The sequence below is a fragment of the Burkholderia sp. B10 genome (assembly GCF_004368385.1).
In the GTDB taxonomy this organism is placed as follows: domain Bacteria; phylum Pseudomonadota; class Gammaproteobacteria; order Burkholderiales; family Burkholderiaceae; genus Burkholderia; species Burkholderia vietnamiensis.
Map to the genome: position 1 here is coordinate 14,104 of NZ_PQMX01000010.1, position 16,806 is coordinate 30,909.

Consider the following 16,806-nt stretch of genomic DNA (forward strand, 5'->3'; position numbering starts at 1 on the left):
GTCAGCTTCCCTGCCTGGTTCGCCAAGGTCATATATTCCTTGAACCAATGCCATGTGCACGGTTGCGGAAATTTGTAGCACGGGCGCGCGCGTCACTCTGTCTGATGTACCCGATGTGCTGCTAACTGCGACCAATTCTGAACCCCAGGTTCAGGATGCCGGCCTAGCGGCCAAGGCGGGGGCCTATTCAACGGCATCGGGCTTGTCCCGATGCCGTTTCCTTTTGCAACAGCCCTTTCTGCGTCGATCACGATCCATGCAATACTGGCTGATGAAGTCCGAACCGGACGAAGCAAGCATCGACGATCTCGCACACGCACCGCAGCGCTCGCTGCCATGGACCGGCGTGCGCAACTATCAGGCGCGCAACTTCATGCGCGACACGATGAAGATCGGCGACGGCGTGCTGTTCTATCACTCGAGTTGCCCCGAACCGGGCATCGCGGGCCTCGCCGAAGTTGCATCGGCGCCCTACCCCGACCCGACCCAGTTCGATCCGAAGAGCCCGTATTACGACCCGAAGTCGACGCACGAAACGCCGCGCTGGCTGCTCGTCGACGTGTGCTTCGTGAAGAAGTCGGCGCTCGTGCCGCTCGCCGCGCTGCGCGAACACGACGAGCTCGCCGACATGCGCGTGCTCGCGCGCGGCAACCGGCTGTCGATCACGCCGGTCACGCGCGCCGAATGGCGCTTCATCACCGAAAGGCTGATGAAGTAGTCGCGCATCGAAGGTCAAATCCGGTCAGAACGCGCGGCCGTCGAGGAACTCGCGGCGCGCTTGCGCAGCCTAAGCAACGGCCGTCGCCCGAACGGGCCGACGGCCGTTTTTTCGTCGCGCGGTACGCCCGCGTCGCGCACGCGCGATCCGCATGCGCGCTCTCGCACAAGGAGTCCAACAATGACCAAGAAATCCGCTCTCGCGCTGTCGCTCGCGCTCGCCGCCGCCGTGCCCGTCGCGCTGACGCTCGCGTCGCCGGCCGCGCACGCACAAACCGCCAACCCGCATTTTCCGGAGCCGGCCGGCGTGCTGTCGCTGTCGTCGCAGGCGAGCGCCGACGTGCCGCAAGACATCATCCACATCACGCTGTTCTACGAACAGCAGGCCAAGGACGCCGGTAGCCTGACGGCTACGCTGAACCAGCGCGCCGACGCCGCGCTCGCGCAGGCGAAGGGCGTGTCGGGCGTCACCGCGCATACCGGTGCGTTCTCCGTCTATCCGAGCACCGATCGCGACGGCAAGATTTCCGCATGGCGCGGCCGCACGGAAGTCGTGCTCGAGTCGCGCGACTTCGCGGCCGCGTCGAAGCTCGCGGGCCAGCTGTCGAACCAGATGCAGATCGCGAACGTCGAATTCTCGCTGTCGCCCGAAGCGCAGCGCGCGGCCGAGCAGAAGCTGACGACCGAAGCGATCAAGTCGTTCCGCACACGCGCGGACGAAGCCGCGAAGGCGTTCGGCTACAGCAGCTACTCGATCCGCGACGTGAACGTCGGCGGCAGCCGCAACGTGCAGCCGTATCCGCGCATGATGGCGATGGCCGCGGCGCCGATGGACAACGCGAAGATGAGCGCACCGATTTCCGTCGAAGGCGGCAAGGCCACCGTGTCGGTCACGGTCAACGGCTCGGTGCAGATGAAGTAAGCACGAAGCAACGCGCGGCGCGCAACGCCGCGCAGATGCGAAAACGCCGGCCCTCGGGCCGGCGTTTTTCGTTCGAGCATCTGCATGCGACGAGCACGTGTGGCGAGCCCGTCGGCGTGGCGTCACGCGGCATGCATGTCACGCAGCCGCATTCGCTCCACGGCGACGATACGCCCACACCAGCATCGCGATGCCGGCGACGATCATCGGCAGCGACAGCCATTGCCCCATCGACAGGCCGAGCGCGAGCAGGCCGAGGAAATCGTCGGGCTCGCGGGCGAACTCGACGGTGAAGCGCGCGAGGCCGTAACCGATCAGGAACAGCGCCGACACCGCCCCCATCGGCCGTGGCTTGCGCGAGAAGAAGAACAGCACGAAGAACAGCACGACGCCTTCGAGCGCGATTTCATAGAGCTGCGAAGGATGGCGCGGCAGCATCTGGTACTGCATGAACACGTCGGCGAGATGCCACTTCTCGACGAGCGCCGGGTGCTTCGGCAGCCATGCGGCGTCGTCGCGCATCGCGCCCGGGAACAGCATCGCCCACGGCGCGCTCGGATCGGTCACGCGGCCCCACAGCTCGCCGTTGATGAAGTTGCCGAGCCGCCCGGCCGCAAGCCCGGTCGGCACCATCGGCGCGACGAAGTCGGTCACTTGCAGCCAGTGCCGCTTGCGCTGCCATGCGAACAGGATCATCGCGAGCGTCACGCCGAGAAAGCCGCCGTGAAACGACATCCCGCCTTCCCATACCTTGAATATGTCGAGCGGGTGCGACAGGTAGAAGTCGGCCTTGTAGAACAGCACGTAGCCGAGCCGGCCGCCGAGCACGGTGCCGAGCACGCCGTAGAACATCATGTCGTCGATGTCCTTCGCGGTCCAGCCCTGCGCCGCGACGTGCGGCAGCTTCAGGCGGACCCGGCCGACGACGATCGCCGCGATGAAGCCGACGAGATACATGAGGCCGTACCAGCGCACGGCCAGCGGGCCGAGATGGATCGCTACGGGGTCGAAATTCGGGTGAATGATCATGAGTTCGCGATGAAGTTTTCGAATGCGGTACGGCTCGCACAGGGCACGCACCGCGCGTTGGACGGCGCCGACGCGCCATCGTTCGCATCGCGCGGCGACTCCGTGCACGCGTGACATCGACGAAGCGGGCGAGCACCGCGCCGACGTCACCGGTGCACCACACGAGCCGCGCGTCGACGACCGGCGCGTCGAGCACGCCGGTGCGCCGCAGGTTACGCAGCGACTGCGGCATCCGTGCGACATCCAGGCCGGCCGACACGAGGCTGACGATCGTCTGCATCTGAATCGCCTGCGGGTCGATCGGCGGGTTTGCCCGGCTGCACCGTAGCAGGCCGTAATGATGTCATAAAAGCCGGGTGCCAAACGAAGCCGGGAGATCACGCGTCGCGACGCGGCGAGGTCGGTCGAGCGCACTGGCCCTTCGGCTTCGGCTTCATCAGCGTCAGCGGCAGGCGCCGCGCCCACCGACCTCGCCATCACGGCCACCTCGCCCGCCATACCGCAGCGCGACTACCGTCACGATACAGCGCACCGCACCTGCGACCGCGTAGCGCGCCCCGACTCGGGAAACGCGCAAAACGCGCGTTCCCTTTGCTCTTATAATGCGCGGACCGTGAAGCCGGCCGTTCGCGCCGGCGGAGGACTGCATGAAACAGACGATATCCGCCGCGCTGCTCGCGGCGCTGTTGGCGGCCGGCGCAGCGGCGGCGCACGCCGAGCCGGCCGGCGACGGGCTCGCACTCGCGCAACGCAAGAACTGCATGGCGTGCCACGCGGTCAACAAGCCACTGATGGGTCCGTCGTTCCGCGACATCGCCGGCAAGTACGCGGCGCGCGCCGATGCGGCCGACTACCTCGCGCAGTCGATCGTGAAGGGCAGCGTCGGTGTGTGGAGCGGCGTGCCGATGCCCGCCAATACGCAGCTCACGAGCGCCGAAGCGCACACGCTCGCGCAATGGGTGCTGTCGCTGCGTTAACGCAATTCCGGGCACAACCCGGCGCGCGCGGCGGCGTCGTGCGACGCGGGCCGCTCCGGCACGCCGCCGCGCAGCAGGCCGCGCGCGTCATCCTAGCCGCGCAGCGCGTTACCCGAAACGACTACACACGCCGCGTGCCGGCCTCTCAGCCCGAATGACCGGCGCGGCGACGATCGATCTCTTCGTCGACCGCGTCACGCACCCATTCCATCACTTCGGTTTCCAACGCAAGCGCCACTTCGCGCGTGATCTGGCCGACCAGCCAGGCCGTGTGGTCGTGCAGCGCGTCGCGACAGCGCGCCTCGATCGCGTCGCGCCCGGCACCGGTCAAATAGTTCGTGAGCCGGTCGCGCAAACGCTCGGCGATATGCTGCGCGTCCTCGGGCGTCAGCGCCGCCGCGGCGGCGGGCGCGCCCAGCGGCGGCGGCGACGCGTCGGCCGGTCGATCCGCGAGCGCCGCGGCAGCGGCCGCAGCCGGCACGAGTGCCTGCGGCAGTGTCGCGTCGTCGAGCGGCGCCGCGGCGAGCTCGGGCTGCGACGGCGCATCGTCCGCCAGGACCGAGCGCAGCGGCGCCGGCGTGGCGGCCGCTTCCTCGGCCACCACGTGCCCGGCCGCGGCCGGTTGCGCCGGCGCATCGCTGTCGCCGGGCAGCTCGACGGTCGGCAGATACGGCGTCGGCACCGGCTCGACGATCACCGCCTCGGTGCCCACCGTGTCGTGATCGAGCGCGTCGAACGCTGCCGTTCGGCCGCGCGCAATCATGTCGTTCAGCACCGGAATGTCGGCATCGTCGCGCGATCGTGCGTCGCCCACTGACGGCGCGGCCGGCACCGGCTTGCCGGGCACCAGCACGTCGGTCAGCGTCGGGATCGAGAATGGTTCGGCTTGTGTCACGGGAACGCTCCGTCGCCGGTTTCGGCTAGCTGCCCTGCTTGTAATTGTTCAGCGCGTATCCGCGATCGCGGTAGAAGCGGTAGCGGTCGCGGCCCGCAGCCAGCTCGTCGGGCGCGTTGCCGACCACTTCGAGCAGGCGCTCGAAGCGCGCGAACTGCGCGGGCACCGTCGCGCCGAGGTTCAGCAGCACCTGATGATGCGGCGCCTGGTCGAGATCGGCGGTGAGCAGAATCGGCGTGGCGGCCGCGTGCGGGCTGTCCACGCTGCAGTGCGGGATGAAGTCGAGCGGCGAAAAGGTCCACAACCGCTCGTCGAGCGCGCGCAGGCGCGCGGCTTCGGCGAGCACGACGACCGGCTGCCCGGCCTGATAGGCCTTGCGCAGCAGCCGGCATGCATACGCGAGCGAATCGCCGACGTTTGAATGGAAATCGATTCGCGTCATTGCCCGCTCGCCCGCATCGTCGTGTGACCGGCCATCACTGCCCGGCGCGGTCGATCAGGAATTGCGCGAGCAACGGCACCGGACGGCCCGTCGCGCCCTTCGCCGCGCCGCTCTTCCATGCGGTGCCGGCGATGTCCAGGTGCGCCCACGGGTAGCTTTCGGTGAAGCGCGACAGGAAGCACGCCGCCGTCACGGCGCCGGCCGGCCGGCCGCCGATGTTCGCGATATCGGCGAAATTCGACTTCAGCTGATCCTGGTATTCGTCGTCGAGCGGCATGCGCCACGCCGCATCGTTCGCTTCGCGCGATGCGTCGAGCAGTTCGCCCGCGAGCGCATCGTCCTTCGAGAACAGGCCGCTGTTGTGGCCGCCGAGCGCGATCACGCACGCGCCCGTGAGGGTCGCCACGTCGATCACCGCGGCCGGCTTGAAGCGCTCCGCATAGGTGAGCGCGTCGCACAGGATCAGACGGCCTTCGGCGTCGGTGTTCAGCACTTCGATCGTCAGGCCCTTCATGCTCGTGACGATGTCGCCCGGCTTCGTCGCGTTGCCGCCCGGCATGTTCTCGCAGGTCGGCACGATCGCGACGACGTTGATCTTCAGGCCCATTTCGGCGACCGCACGCATCGTGCCGAGCACCGAACCGGCGCCGCACATGTCGTACTTCATCTCGTCCATGCCTTCGCCCGGCTTCAGCGAGATGCCGCCGGTGTCGAACGTGATGCCCTTGCCCACCAGCACGACCGGCGCGGCCTTCGCCGCGGCGCCCTGGTAGTGCAGCACGATGAACTGCGGCGGCTCGACGGATGCGCGCGCGACCGACAGGAACGAGCCCATCTTCAGCGCCTGGATCTGCTTGAGCCCGAGCACCTCGGCCTTCAGGCCCCAATCCTTCGCGAGCTTCTTCGCGGTGTTGCCGAGATAGGTCGGCGTGCACACGTTGCCCGGCAGGTTGCCCAGATCGCGCGTGAGGTCCATCCCGTTGGCCAGCGCGACGGCCTGCTTCGCCGCGAGCTTCGCCGCCTTTTCGTCGGACGGATCGACGCTGAACACGACGCGCTTGAGCGCGTGCGACGCCGGCTCCGGCTTGCTCTTCATCTGCGTGAAGCGGTACGTTTCGTTGCGCAGCGCGAGAATCGCGGCGCGCACGCCCCAGTCGGAGCCGCGCTCGTCGACCGGCAGCTGCGCGAGCGTGAACGTGACCTGCCCGACCTTGGTCGCCAGCAGCGCGCGCCATGCGGCCGTAGCCGCATCGTTATAGGCTTTCTGATTGAAAGCATCCTGCTTGCCGAGACCGACCAGCAGCACGCGCGATGCGCCGATCCCCGAGACCTCCGGCAGGAACAGCGTCTTGCCGCGCTTGCCGTCCATGTCGCCGGCCTTCACCACGCGCGAGATCAGCCCCTTGGTGGCCGTATCGATGTCGAGCGCCGCGCCCGAAAGAGTTTGCGCCTCGAAGATGCCGAGTACGATGCAATCGGACTTCCCGGTCAGGAACCCCTTGGCCTCGCCTTTGCTCCAATCACAGCCTTTTATGCTAAAGTCCATCGCGCTTGTCCTCGGATAAAATCTGGGCTAAGGATGAAAGCCGCAATTATCCGCTATTTTTCCCGTGGCGGCGCGAGCGCTCCACCACGCGTGCGCAGCCTCCCGCCCTCTTCTCATCAAGAATGATCTTCGAACGCTCCCTCCAGCGCGAGCTTGCGTATACGGCTGGCGCCGTGTTCATGGTGCTGCTCACGATCATGCTCACGACGATGATGATCCGCATCGTCGGCTACGCCGCGTCCGGCGAAATCGATCCGCGGGACGTGCTCGTGCTGATCGGCCTGACCGTGATCGGCTATCTCGCGGTGATGCTCGTCGTCACGCTGTTCGTGTCGATCCTGTTCGTGCTGACCCGGTGGTACCGGGACTCCGAAATGGTCGTCTGGCTCGCGTCGGGCGTCAGCCTCACGCGCCTGATCAAGCCGATCGGCGTGTTCGCGACGCCGATCATCCTGCTGATCGCGTTCTTCGCGTTCGTCGGCTGGCCGTGGTCGAACCAGCAGAGCAAGATGATCAAGGCGCGCTTCCAGCAGCGCGACGAAATCTCGCTGCTCGCGCCGGGCCAGTTCCGCGAATCGGCGTCGAACCATCGCGTGTTCTTCATCGAAAAAATGTCGCCGGATCAGAGCAAGGTCCAGAACGTGTTCGTCACGTCGACGGAGAACGGCAAGGTCAACGTCGTCGTGTCGCACGCGGGCCATACCGAGACGCGCGACGGCGACCGCTTCGTCGTGCTGGAGGACGGCCGCCGCTACGACGGCACGCCGGGCCAGCCGAACTTCAAGATCATGGAGTTCCAGCGTTACGGCGTGAAGATCACGAGCACGCCGGTCACCAACGTGCCGACCACCAACAGCACGCCGACGCCGGAGCTGCTCAGCAACCCGACGCGCAACAACCTCGCCGAGTTCGCATGGCGTGCGGGGCTGCCGCTGATCGCGATCAACCTGATGGTGCTCGGCATTCCGCTGTCGTACCAGAACCCGCGCCGCAGCCGCACGATCAACCTCGTGATGGCCGTGCTGATCTACCTCACCTACTCGAACCTGCTGAACGTCGTGCAGGCGCAGATCGAGCAGGGCAAGATGTCGTTCGGCGTCGGGCTCGTCGGGCTGCATCTGGCCGTCGCGGCGATCGTCGCGGTGATCTTCTGGTTGCGCGTGCGCAATCGCCCGCTGTTTACACGCGCGCTGTTCGGCCGCTCGGGAGCATGATCGATGCGGCTCTATGAAAAGTATTTCGCGCGACAGATCTACGTCACGTTCGTCTTCATCCTGTTCGCGTTCTCGGGGCTGTTCTTCTTCTTCGACCTGATCAGCGAACTGAACTCGGTCGGCCACGGCAATTACAAGTTCGGCTACGCGGTGCTGCGCGTGGCGCTGCAGACGCCGTCGCGCTTCTACGAGATCATCCCGGTCGCCGCGCTGATCAGCGCGATCTACGTGTTCGCGCAGATGGCCGCGAGCTCGGAATTCACGATCTTCCGCGTGTCGGGCCTCGCGACCAACCAGGCGCTGCGCTCGCTGCTGAAGATCGGCGTGCCGCTCGTGATCATCACCTATCTGATCGGCGAATTCGTCGGCCCGTACGCCGACCAGTTGTCGGAGCGGGTGCGATTGCAGGCGCTCGGCGCATCGGTGTCGTCGAACTTCCAGTCGGGCGTGTGGGTGAAGGACACGCTCGCGGCGCGCGAGAACGGCGAGCAGGTCACGCGCTTCGTCAACGTCGGCAGCCTGTCGCCGGATTCGACGATCAGCAACGTGCGCATCTACGAGTTCGATTCGAAATTCCAGCTGCAGAACGTGCGGATCGCGCAGACCGGCCGCTACGAGCCGCCCGGCCACTGGCTGCTCAAGGGCGTGACGGAAACCGAACTGACGCCGATCAAGCCGATCGCCGGTCAGCCGGCCGACGCGCTGAACCCGGTGTACCGGTCGCAGCAGGTGTCGCTGCCCGAATACCGGCTGCGCTCCGATCTGACGCCGCAGATCCTGTCGGTGCTGCTCGTGTCGCCCGAACGGATGTCGCTGATCAACCTGTTCCGCTACATCCAGCATCTGCGCGAGAACCAGCAGGACACGCAGCGCTACGACATCGCGTTGTGGCGCAAGCTGCTCTACCCGTTCGCGGTGTTCGTGATGCTAGTGCTGTCGCTGCCGTTCGCGTACCTGCATACGCGCGCCGGCGTGGTGGGCGTGAAGGTGTTCGGCGGCATCATGCTCGGCATGAGCTTCCAGCTGCTCAACACGCTGTTCTCGCACATCGGCACGCTGAACACGTGGCCCGCGCCGCTCACCGCGGCAACGCCGGGCCTCATCTATCTCGCGCTCGGCCTGTTCGCGCTGAAGTGGGTCGACCGGCACTGAGCGCCGCCACGATGGAGATCACGACATGAGTTCGCACGGCATCGTCCTGTTCGGTCACGGCGCGCGCGATCCGCGCTGGGCCGAGCCGTTCGAACGGCTCGCCGCGCGGTTGCGCGGCGCCGGCGAACCGGCCGCTCACGTGTCGCTCGCGTTCCTCGAACTGATGACGCCGTCGCTCGACGCGGCCGTCGCCGCGCAGGTCGCGGCGGGATGTACGCGGATCACCGTGGTGCCCGTGTTCTTCGGCCAAGGCGGCCACGTGCGGCGCGACCTGCCGCAGCTGATCGACGCGTGCCGCGCCGCGCATCCGCACCTCGACATCCGCTGCGCGACGGCCGTCGGCGAGGACGACGGCGTGCTCGACGCGATCGCGCGCTACTGCATCGATCAGATCGGCCGCGACGCGTAGCCGAATCGGCGGCATCCAAACAAAAAAGCGCTGGCTTCATCGAAGCCAGCGCTTTTTTTTGCCCGGACGCCAGGTCGATTCAGGCGGCGTTGCGCAACGCATCACCCTCGTTCGCGCGCGCGGCGCGTTCGGCGAACGCGTCGCCGATCATCAGCAGGCTCGGTTCGGCCGGATCGAGCCACGACTGCGCGTCGCCCGCGGCCATCTGCGCGAGCGTCAGCGTCAGCGTGCGTTCGCGCGCGGTGCTGCATGCCTCGACGATCGCCACCGGCGTCGCCGGGGCGCGGCCCGCGTCGATCAGCTGCTGCGCGATGCCCGGCGCGCTGTCGCGCCCCATGTAGTAGACGATCGAATCGGCGCGCGCGGCCTCGCGGATCTCGTCGCTGCCGGGCGCGCGGCTGTGCGTCGCGAACGCGACGCTGCGCGACACGCCGCGCAGCGTCAGCGAGCGCTTCAGCGTCGCCGCGCCGGCCAGCGCCGCGGTGATGCCCGGCACGACCTCGTAGTCGATGCCGGCTGCCTCGAGCGCGCGCATTTCCTCTTCGGCGCGACCGAACAGCATCGGGTCGCCGCCCTTCAGACGCACCACGCACGCATGCTCGCGCGCCGCATCGACGATCTGCTTGTTGATGAAGTGCTGCGCGGTCGAACGCTGGCCGCAGCGCTTGCCCACCGCGATGCGGCGCGCGTTCGGCGCGTAGTCGAGCATCGCCGGCTCGACGAGCGCGTCGTGCAGCACGACGTCGGCTTGCTCGAGCAGCCGCGCGCCGCGCACCGTGATGAGGTCCGCGGCGCCCGGCCCCGCTCCGATCAGATACACCTTGCCCATGTTTGTCGCTTCGCTAGTCGTGCCATGGCGGCTCGCGCGCCGCCGCAGAGGCGGCGCGCGGTGCCCCGCAGTGCCCGTTACGCCGAGAAGGCGCGGATCATGCCGGCGGCGACCGTGTGATGCGTCGCCTCGTCGATCAGCACGAACGCGCCCGTGCCCGGATGCGCGTCGTAGGTGTCGCAGACGATCGGCTTCTGCAGCGTCAGTGCGACGCGGCCGATGTCGTTCATCTTCAGTTCCTGACGGTCGGTCGCGTGCGACAGCGTATGCACGTCGAGCACCTCGTTGACCGCGCCGATCTTCGCGAACACCGTGCTGGTGGTCTGCTTCAGCAGGTACTTGCGCTGCGGCGACAGCGGCGTCTCGTCGAACCAGCACAGGTCCGCGTCGAGCTTCTTCGCCGGTACGACCGGCTCGGCCGCCGTCACGAACATGTCGCCGCGCGACACGTCGACGTCTTCGCCGAGGCGGATCGTGACCGTCTGGCCCGCGAACGCGTACGGGACTGCCGCGGTGCCGCCCGGCACCGGCGCGATGATCTCGGCGATCGTCGCGGTGCGGTTCGACGGCAGCACGACGATCTCGTCGCCGACCTTCACCTCGCCCGATTCGATCCGGCCCATGTAGCCGCGGAAATCGTCGGCCGAGCTGCCGTCCTGGCGCGCGACCCACTGCACCGGGAAGCGCAGCGCGTCATGCGCCTGCGTCTCGACCGGCAGCGATTCGAGCACGTCGAGCAGCGGCTCGCCCGCGTACCACGGCATGCGCTCGCTCGCGCCGACGATGTTGTCGCCCTTGAGCGCCGACACCGGCACGAAGCGCACGTCGGTCAGGCCGAGCTGCTTCGCGAGCGCGACGTACGCGTCGCGGATCTCGTTGAAGCGCGCTTCGCTGTAGTCGACCAGGTCCATCTTGTTGATCGCGACGATCACGTGCTGCAGCGCCAGCAGCTTGACGATCGCGCTGTGGCGTTTCGTCTGCGGCAGCAGCTGCGCGACGCCGTTCTCGATCGTCACGCGCGTCGCGTCGACCAGGATGATCGCCGCGTGTGCGGTCGACGCGCCCGTCACCATGTTGCGCGTGTACTGCTCGTGGCCCGGCGTGTCGGCGATGATGAACTTGCGCTTCGCGGTCGCGAAATAGCGGTACGCGACGTCGATCGTGATGCCCTGCTCGCGCTCGGCCTCGAGCCCGTCGGTCAGCAGCGCGAGGTCGAGCTCGTCGCCGACCGTGCGCTTGTTCTTCGCGCGCGACAGCGCGGACAGCTGGTCCGACAGCACGGCCTTGCTGTCGTAAAGCAGGCGGCCGATCAGCGTGCTCTTGCCGTCGTCGACGCTGCCCGCGGTGATGAAACGCAGCACGCCGAGGTCTTCGGTGTTCTCGATGATGCTCATGATGTGAATGTCCTCGTGTGCTTCAGAAATAGCCTTGCTTCTTGCGCTGCTCCATCGCAGCTTCCGACGCCTGATCGTCCATCCGCGTCGCGCCGCGTTCGGTGATCTCGGTCACGGCCGTCTCGGCGATGATCTTCTCGACGTCGTCCGCATCGCTCTCGACCGGGCACGTGCAGCTGATGTCGCCGACCGTGCGGAAGCGCACCTGCGCGAGCTCGCTCGTCTCGCCGTCACGCATCGGCGTGAGCGGCGTGACCGGCACGAGCAGCCCGTTGCGGCGCACGATCTCGCGCTGGTGCGCGTAGTAGATCGACGGCAGTTCGAGGTTTTCGCGGGCGATGTACTGCCACACGTCGAGCTCGGTCCAGTTCGAGATCGGGAACACGCGCAGGTGTTCGCCCTTGTGCAGACGCGCGTTGTACAGGCTCCACAGCTCGGGGCGCTGCGCCTTCGGGTCCCACTGGCCGAATTCGTCGCGGAACGAGAAGATCCGCTCCTTCGCCCGCGCCTTCTCTTCGTCGCGGCGCGCGCCGCCGATCAGCGCCGTGTAGCCGTGCTGCTCAATCGTCTCGAGCAGCGTGACGGCCTGCGCGGCGTTGCGCGAATCGGTTTCGCGGCGCAGCACGACGGTGCCGCGCTTGATCGAATCCTCGACGTGGCCGACCACCAGCTCGGCGCCGAGCTCTTGCGCACGGCGGTCGCGGAAGTCGATCACTTCCTCGTAGTTGTGGCCCGTGTCGATGTGCACGAGCGGGAACGGCAGCGTCGTCTTGCGGTTCGCGCCGAGGCCGAATGCCTTCAGCGCGAGATGCAGCACGACGACCGAATCCTTGCCGCCCGAGAACAACAGCGCCGGCTTGCTGCATTCGGCGACCAGTTCGCGCAGGATGTGGATCGACTCGGCTTCGAGCCAGTCGAGGTGGCCCATGCGGTTGTCGGCACCGGCGGGCGGGGCAAAGGCGGATTGCTCGAGCGTCGTGCTCATGATTTCGGTCCTTCTCTTCTGGGTTCGTGCGGCCCGTTGTCGCGGGCCGCGCAATATTCGGGTTCTGGTCGGCGTTCAGTGCGCGGCGCCGGCTTCGGCGCTCGCGGGAATCGGCGTGATCGTCGTGATGTGCAGCCCGCATTCCTTGGTGTCGCGCGACTCCCACCACCAACGGCCCGCGCGGCTGTCCTCGCCGGGGCGAATCGCACGCGTACACGGCTCGCAGCCGATGCTCGGGTAACCGCGCGCGTGCAGCGGATTGACCGGCACTTCGAACGCGTTAAGGTACGCCCACACGTCGGCTTCCGTCCAGTCGGCGAGCGGGTTGTACTTCGCGATCCCGCGCGATTCGTCCCTTTCTTCCTCGTGCAGCTCCGCGCGCGTCACCGACTGCTCGCGACGCTGGCCCGTGACCCACGCGCCGACGTCGGCCAGCGCGCGGTTCAGCGGCTCCACCTTGCGGATGTGGCAGCACGACTTGCGCAGCTCGACGCTGTCGTAGAACGCGTTCGCGCCGTGCTCGGCGACGTACTGATCGACCGCCTCCTGGTTCGGATGGAACTGCTCGATCTCGTAGCCGTAGCGCTCGCGCACGCGGTCGATCATGCCGAGCGTCTCCGCGTGCAGGCGGCCGGTGTTCAGCGAGAAGATGCCGATCGGCACCTGCTTCGACAGGATCGCGTGCGTCAGCAGCATGTCTTCCGCGGCGAGGCTGCTCGCGAACTTGACCTTGTCGTGGCTCGCGCCGATCTGCGCGAGCAGCGCGTCGAGCCGCTCGACCTTGGCGGCCAGTTCGGGCGTGAGTGCGGTCGCGGCGCTCATGCGTTCACCTTCGCGTCGGATGCAGCCGCGCGGCGGCGGAACAGCGGCGCCGGCTCGTCGAACGCGCCCTGGTAACGCTGCGTGAATTCGCCGAACGCGTTGAGCGCGTCGTGGATGTCCTTGTCGGCACGCACCGCGAACGCGTCGAAGCCGCAGCGCGACATGTACAGCAACTGATCGCGCAGCACGTCGCCGATCGCGCGCAGCTCGCCGGTCCAGCCGTAGCGCTCGCGCAGCAGCCGCGCGATGCTGTAGCCGCGGCCGTCCGCGAACCGCGGGAAGTCGACCGCGATCAGCGAGATCGCGCCGAAGTCGGCCGCCAGCTCGGCCGGCTCGCTGTCCGGCGCGAGCCATACGCCGAGTTCGTCCTTCGTCTTCGCCGCGACGAGCGCCGCGCGCTCCGCTTGCCACAACGCGAACGGCACCAGCACCTTGCCGGCCGGCAGTGCGTCGACCGCGGGCAGCGCGCCGTCTTCCGCCGCGCGCACGACCTGCCATGCGTCGTCGATCACTGCGCGGTTCTTGATAATCGAAGCCATCTGCAAATTCCTTCTAGCCGGTGGGTTAGGCGTTCACTGCCTGGCGCGCCGCATAGACGCGCTCCTTGAACGGCGCGATGCCGATGCGGTCGTACGTGTCGATGAAGCGCTCGCCGTCGGCGCGCGCATCGACGAACGTGTCGATCAGCTTCGCGATCACGTCGGGCACTTCGTCGGCGGAGAACGACGGCCCGATCACGCGGCCGAGACGCGCGCCGTTCTGGCCCGTGCCCTGCTCGCCGCCGAGCGACACCTGGTACCACTCGGCGCCGTCCTTGTCGACGCCGAGGATGCCGATGTTGCCGACGTGATGGTGACCGCACGAGTTCATGCAACCGGAGATGTTCAGCGACAGGTCGCCGAGGTCGTACACGTAGTCGAGATCGTCGAAACGCTGCTGGATCGCCAGCGCGATCGGGATCGACTTCGCGTTCGCGAGCGAGCAGAAGTCGCCGCCCGGGCACGCGATGATGTCGGTCAGCAGCCCGATGTTCGGCGTCGCGAAGCCAGCCGCCTTCGCCTTTTCCCACAGCGCGAACAGGTCGCGCTTCTTCACGTTGGCCAGAATCAGGTTCTGCTCGTGCGATACGCGCACTTCGCCGAACGAGTACGCGTCGGCCCATTCGGCCACTTGATCCATCTGCTCGGCGCTCGCGTCGCCCGGCGCGACGCGGTGATCCTTCAGCGACAGCGTGACCGCCGCGTAGCCGGCCACCTTGTGCGGCGCGACGTTGCGCTCGACCCAGCGCGCGAACGCCTTGTTCTCGAGCAGATGCTGTTCGAACGACGCGTCGGTGTCGGCCAGCTTCTCGTAGACGGGCGGCGCGAAATACTGCGACACGCGGTCGAGTTCGGCCTGCGTCAGCGTGGACGGGCCGTCCTTCAGGTGCTGCCACTCTTCTTCGACCTGCTGCGCGAACTTCGCCGGTGACAGCGCCTTCACGAGGATCTTGATCCGCGCCTTGTACAGGTTGTCGCGGCGGCCGTAGCGGTTGTACACGCGCAGCACGGCTTCGCAGTACGTCAGCAGATGCTGCCACGGCAGATCTTCCTTGATCACCGCGCCGACGATCGGCGTGCGGCCGAGGCCGCCGCCCGCGAGGATGTTCGCGACCACCTCGCCCTGCGCGTTCTTCTTCAGATAGACGCCGAGGTCGTGGATCTGCACGGCCGCGCGGTCGTCGTGCGAGCCGGACACCGCGATCTTGAACTTGCGCGGCAACCACGCGAATTCGGGATGGAACGTCGACCACTGACGCAGGATCTCGGCCCACGGACGCGGATCGATCTCCTCGTCCTGCGCGACGCCGGCGAACTGGTCGGCCGTGATGTTGCGGATGCAGTTGCCCGACGTCTGGATCGCGTGCATCTGCACCGAGGCGAGCTTCGCGAGGATCTCGGGCGTGTCTTCGAGCTCGACCCAGTTGAACTGGATGTTCGAGCGGGTCGAGAAGTGACCGTAGCCGCGGTCGTGCTCGCGGGCGATGCGCGCCAGCATGCGGAGCTGGTTGCTGCGCAGGTTGCCGTACGGAATAGCGATGCGGTGCATGTACGCGTGGCGCTGCATGTACAGGCCGTTCTGCAGGCGCAGCGGACGGAACTCGTCTTCGCTCAACTCGCCCGACAGGCGGCGGCGCACCTGATCGCGGTACTGTGCGACACGCTCGTCGACGATCGTCTGGTCGTACTGGTCGTACTGATACATTCGGGGACCCCAGGGTGTTCGTGGTGACCGCGCGACGTCCTAGCCACGTCGCGCCCGAATCTCTGTTTCGCCGCTCCGGCCGGCCTTCCGCTGCCCGGCTGGATTGCTAATGACGAAAACAGATATCCATATTTGAAAAACTCCGGTGAATCGTAATAAACTCGCCTTATATTTCAAACGACTAAAAAATTCTGTTGATATGCGGAAGGGTTATAAATGAACCTGCACCAATTTCGCTTCGTGCGCGAGGCCGTCCGGCAGAATTTCAACCTCACCGAGGCCGCCAAGGCGCTCTATACGTCGCAGCCGGGGGTGTCGAAGGCGATCATCGAGCTGGAGGACGAGCTCGGCGTCGAGATCTTCACCCGCCACGGCAAGCGGGTTCGCTCGCTCACCGAGCCGGGCAGAATCATACTCGCGTCGGTCGAGCGGATCCTGCAGGAAGTCGAGAGCCTCAAAAGGGTCGGAAAGGACTACGCCGCGCAGGACCAGGGCAACCTGACCATCGCCGCCACGCACACGCAGGCGCGCTATTCGCTGCCGGCCGCGATCGCCGAATTCAAGAAGCGCTTCCCGAAGGTGCATCTGTCGATCCTGCAGGGCAGCCCGACGCAGGTCGCCGAGATGGTCATCCACGACCAGGCCGACCTCGCGATCGCGACCGAGGCGATCTCTGACTACAAGGAGCTCGTGTCGCTGCCGTGCTTCCAGTGGCATCACGCGGCCGTGGTGCCGGCCGACCATCCGCTGCTCGAGCGCAAGCCGATCACGCTCGACGATCTCGCGCAGTATCCGCTGATCACCTACGACGACGCGTTCGCCGGCCGCAAGAAGATCAACCATGCGTTCGCGCTGCGCGGGCTATCGCCGGACATCGTGCTCGAGGCGATCGACGCCGACGTGATCAAGACCTACGTCGAGCTCGGGCTGGGCGTCGGGATCATGGCCGACATCGCGTTCAATCCGGAGCGCGACCGCAACCTGCGGCTGATTCCGGTCGGCCATCTGTTCGGCAGCAACGTGACGCGCGTCGCGCTCAAGCAGGGCGCGTACCTGCGCAGCTATGTGTATACGCTCGTCGAGCTGCTGTCGCCGACGCTGAACCGCAAGCTGATCGAGCAGGCGCTCAAGGGCGAAGCCGAATCGTACGAGCTTTGACGCACGCGGTATGAACGCGGGGGCGCGGTTCGATATCGCGCCCCTTTTGGTTGCCCGATGCAGATGGAGAC

Annotated in this window: 17 protein-coding genes, 1 other RNA gene and 1 pseudogene; 8 read left to right on the forward strand and 11 right to left on the reverse strand. The window is 67.0% G+C overall.

All coding sequences use genetic code 11. From position 1 onward, the window contains the following. Positions 1-4 precede the first annotated feature (4 nt). The 3 genes from ssrS to C3Y15_RS07515 all read left to right on the forward strand — a co-directional run bounded on the left by ssrS (position 5) and on the right by C3Y15_RS07515 (position 1,639). Positions 5-186: non-coding RNA, 6S RNA (gene ssrS / locus C3Y15_RS07505), on the forward strand. Positions 187-256: 70 nt separating this feature from the next. Next, entirely contained in the window at positions 257-718 is a 462-nt protein-coding gene (locus tag C3Y15_RS07510; RefSeq protein WP_059460516.1) for an EVE domain-containing protein, read from the forward strand. Between the two features lie 180 nt (positions 719-898). After that, a complete protein-coding gene (locus C3Y15_RS07515; protein ID WP_011885732.1) occupies positions 899-1,639 on the forward strand; it encodes an SIMPL domain-containing protein in 741 nt (246 codons plus the stop codon). 138 nt (positions 1,640-1,777) lie between these two features. Here C3Y15_RS07515 and lgt read toward each other — a convergent pair whose 3' ends face one another. Both lgt and C3Y15_RS32190 read right to left on the reverse strand, forming a co-directional pair. Then, positions 1,778-2,668, reverse strand: a complete 891-nt coding sequence (lgt, locus tag C3Y15_RS07520; RefSeq protein WP_034192612.1) for a prolipoprotein diacylglyceryl transferase — start codon at positions 2,666-2,668, stop codon at positions 1,778-1,780. An 88-nt stretch (positions 2,669-2,756) separates the two neighbouring features. Then, positions 2,757-3,127, reverse strand: a pseudogene (locus tag C3Y15_RS32190) (LysR family transcriptional regulator); the annotation flags it as partial. 188 nt (positions 3,128-3,315) lie between these two features. On the opposite strand from C3Y15_RS32190, the gene C3Y15_RS07530 reads away from it, so the two are divergent. Further along, positions 3,316-3,645: a c-type cytochrome gene (locus tag C3Y15_RS07530; RefSeq protein WP_011885733.1), complete on the forward strand. Its 330-nt coding sequence runs from the start codon at positions 3,316-3,318 to the stop codon at positions 3,643-3,645. Positions 3,646-3,790: 145 nt separating this feature from the next. On the opposite strand, the gene C3Y15_RS07535 is transcribed toward C3Y15_RS07530, so the two are convergent. The 3 genes from C3Y15_RS07535 to C3Y15_RS07545 are packed head-to-tail and all read right to left on the reverse strand — an operon-like array spanning position 3,791 to position 6,528. Then, on the reverse strand, positions 3,791-4,540 hold the full coding sequence (locus C3Y15_RS07535) for a DUF2486 family protein (RefSeq protein WP_011885734.1): 750 nt from the start codon (positions 4,538-4,540) through the stop codon (positions 3,791-3,793). Between the two features lie 25 nt (positions 4,541-4,565). Continuing rightward, positions 4,566-4,982 (reverse strand): DNA polymerase III subunit chi, encoded by a 417-nt coding sequence (locus tag C3Y15_RS07540; protein ID WP_011885735.1) that lies wholly within the window; start codon positions 4,980-4,982, stop codon positions 4,566-4,568. A gap of 34 nt (positions 4,983-5,016) precedes the next feature. Further along, entirely contained in the window at positions 5,017-6,528 is a 1,512-nt protein-coding gene (locus tag C3Y15_RS07545) for a leucyl aminopeptidase (RefSeq protein ID WP_011885736.1), read from the reverse strand. A 122-nt stretch (positions 6,529-6,650) separates the two neighbouring features. On the opposite strand from C3Y15_RS07545, the gene lptF reads away from it, so the two are divergent. The 3 genes from lptF to C3Y15_RS07560 are packed head-to-tail and all read left to right on the forward strand — an operon-like array spanning position 6,651 to position 9,303. Further along, positions 6,651-7,742: an LPS export ABC transporter permease LptF gene (gene lptF / locus C3Y15_RS07550; protein ID WP_011885737.1), complete on the forward strand. Its 1,092-nt coding sequence runs from the start codon at positions 6,651-6,653 to the stop codon at positions 7,740-7,742. 3 nt (positions 7,743-7,745) lie between these two features. After that, positions 7,746-8,894: an LPS export ABC transporter permease LptG gene (lptG, locus tag C3Y15_RS07555; RefSeq protein ID WP_011885738.1), complete on the forward strand. Its 1,149-nt coding sequence runs from the start codon at positions 7,746-7,748 to the stop codon at positions 8,892-8,894. Between the two features lie 25 nt (positions 8,895-8,919). Then, on the forward strand, positions 8,920-9,303 hold the full coding sequence (locus C3Y15_RS07560) for a CbiX/SirB N-terminal domain-containing protein (RefSeq protein ID WP_011885739.1): 384 nt from the start codon (positions 8,920-8,922) through the stop codon (positions 9,301-9,303). 79 nt (positions 9,304-9,382) lie between these two features. Here C3Y15_RS07560 and cobA read toward each other — a convergent pair whose 3' ends face one another. The 6 genes from cobA to C3Y15_RS07590 all read right to left on the reverse strand — a co-directional run bounded on the left by cobA (position 9,383) and on the right by C3Y15_RS07590 (position 15,577). Then, positions 9,383-10,132 (reverse strand): uroporphyrinogen-III C-methyltransferase, encoded by a 750-nt coding sequence (gene cobA / locus C3Y15_RS07565; RefSeq protein WP_011885740.1) that lies wholly within the window; start codon positions 10,130-10,132, stop codon positions 9,383-9,385. A 77-nt stretch (positions 10,133-10,209) separates the two neighbouring features. Continuing rightward, positions 10,210-11,526, reverse strand: a complete 1,317-nt coding sequence (locus tag C3Y15_RS07570) for a sulfate adenylyltransferase subunit 1 (RefSeq protein WP_059460515.1) — start codon at positions 11,524-11,526, stop codon at positions 10,210-10,212. Between the two features lie 22 nt (positions 11,527-11,548). After that, the gene (cysD, locus tag C3Y15_RS07575; RefSeq protein ID WP_034192618.1) at positions 11,549-12,511 is read right to left on the reverse strand and encodes a sulfate adenylyltransferase subunit CysD; all 963 of its coding nucleotides are present in this window, start codon (positions 12,509-12,511) and stop codon (positions 11,549-11,551) included. 75 nt (positions 12,512-12,586) lie between these two features. Then, a complete protein-coding gene (locus C3Y15_RS07580; RefSeq protein WP_014723478.1) occupies positions 12,587-13,333 on the reverse strand; it encodes a phosphoadenylyl-sulfate reductase in 747 nt (248 codons plus the stop codon). Then, positions 13,330-13,872: a DUF934 domain-containing protein gene (locus C3Y15_RS07585; protein ID WP_011885744.1), complete on the reverse strand. Its 543-nt coding sequence runs from the start codon at positions 13,870-13,872 to the stop codon at positions 13,330-13,332. Before C3Y15_RS07585 ends, C3Y15_RS07580 begins: the two co-directional genes overlap by 4 nt. A gap of 25 nt (positions 13,873-13,897) precedes the next feature. Continuing rightward, positions 13,898-15,577: a nitrite/sulfite reductase gene (locus tag C3Y15_RS07590; RefSeq protein ID WP_124259764.1), complete on the reverse strand. Its 1,680-nt coding sequence runs from the start codon at positions 15,575-15,577 to the stop codon at positions 13,898-13,900. A 216-nt stretch (positions 15,578-15,793) separates the two neighbouring features. Between C3Y15_RS07590 and C3Y15_RS07595 the strand changes: the two genes are divergently transcribed. Further along, on the forward strand, positions 15,794-16,735 hold the full coding sequence (locus C3Y15_RS07595) for a CysB family HTH-type transcriptional regulator (RefSeq protein WP_011885746.1): 942 nt from the start codon (positions 15,794-15,796) through the stop codon (positions 16,733-16,735). The last annotated feature ends 71 nt before the right edge of the window (positions 16,736-16,806 follow it).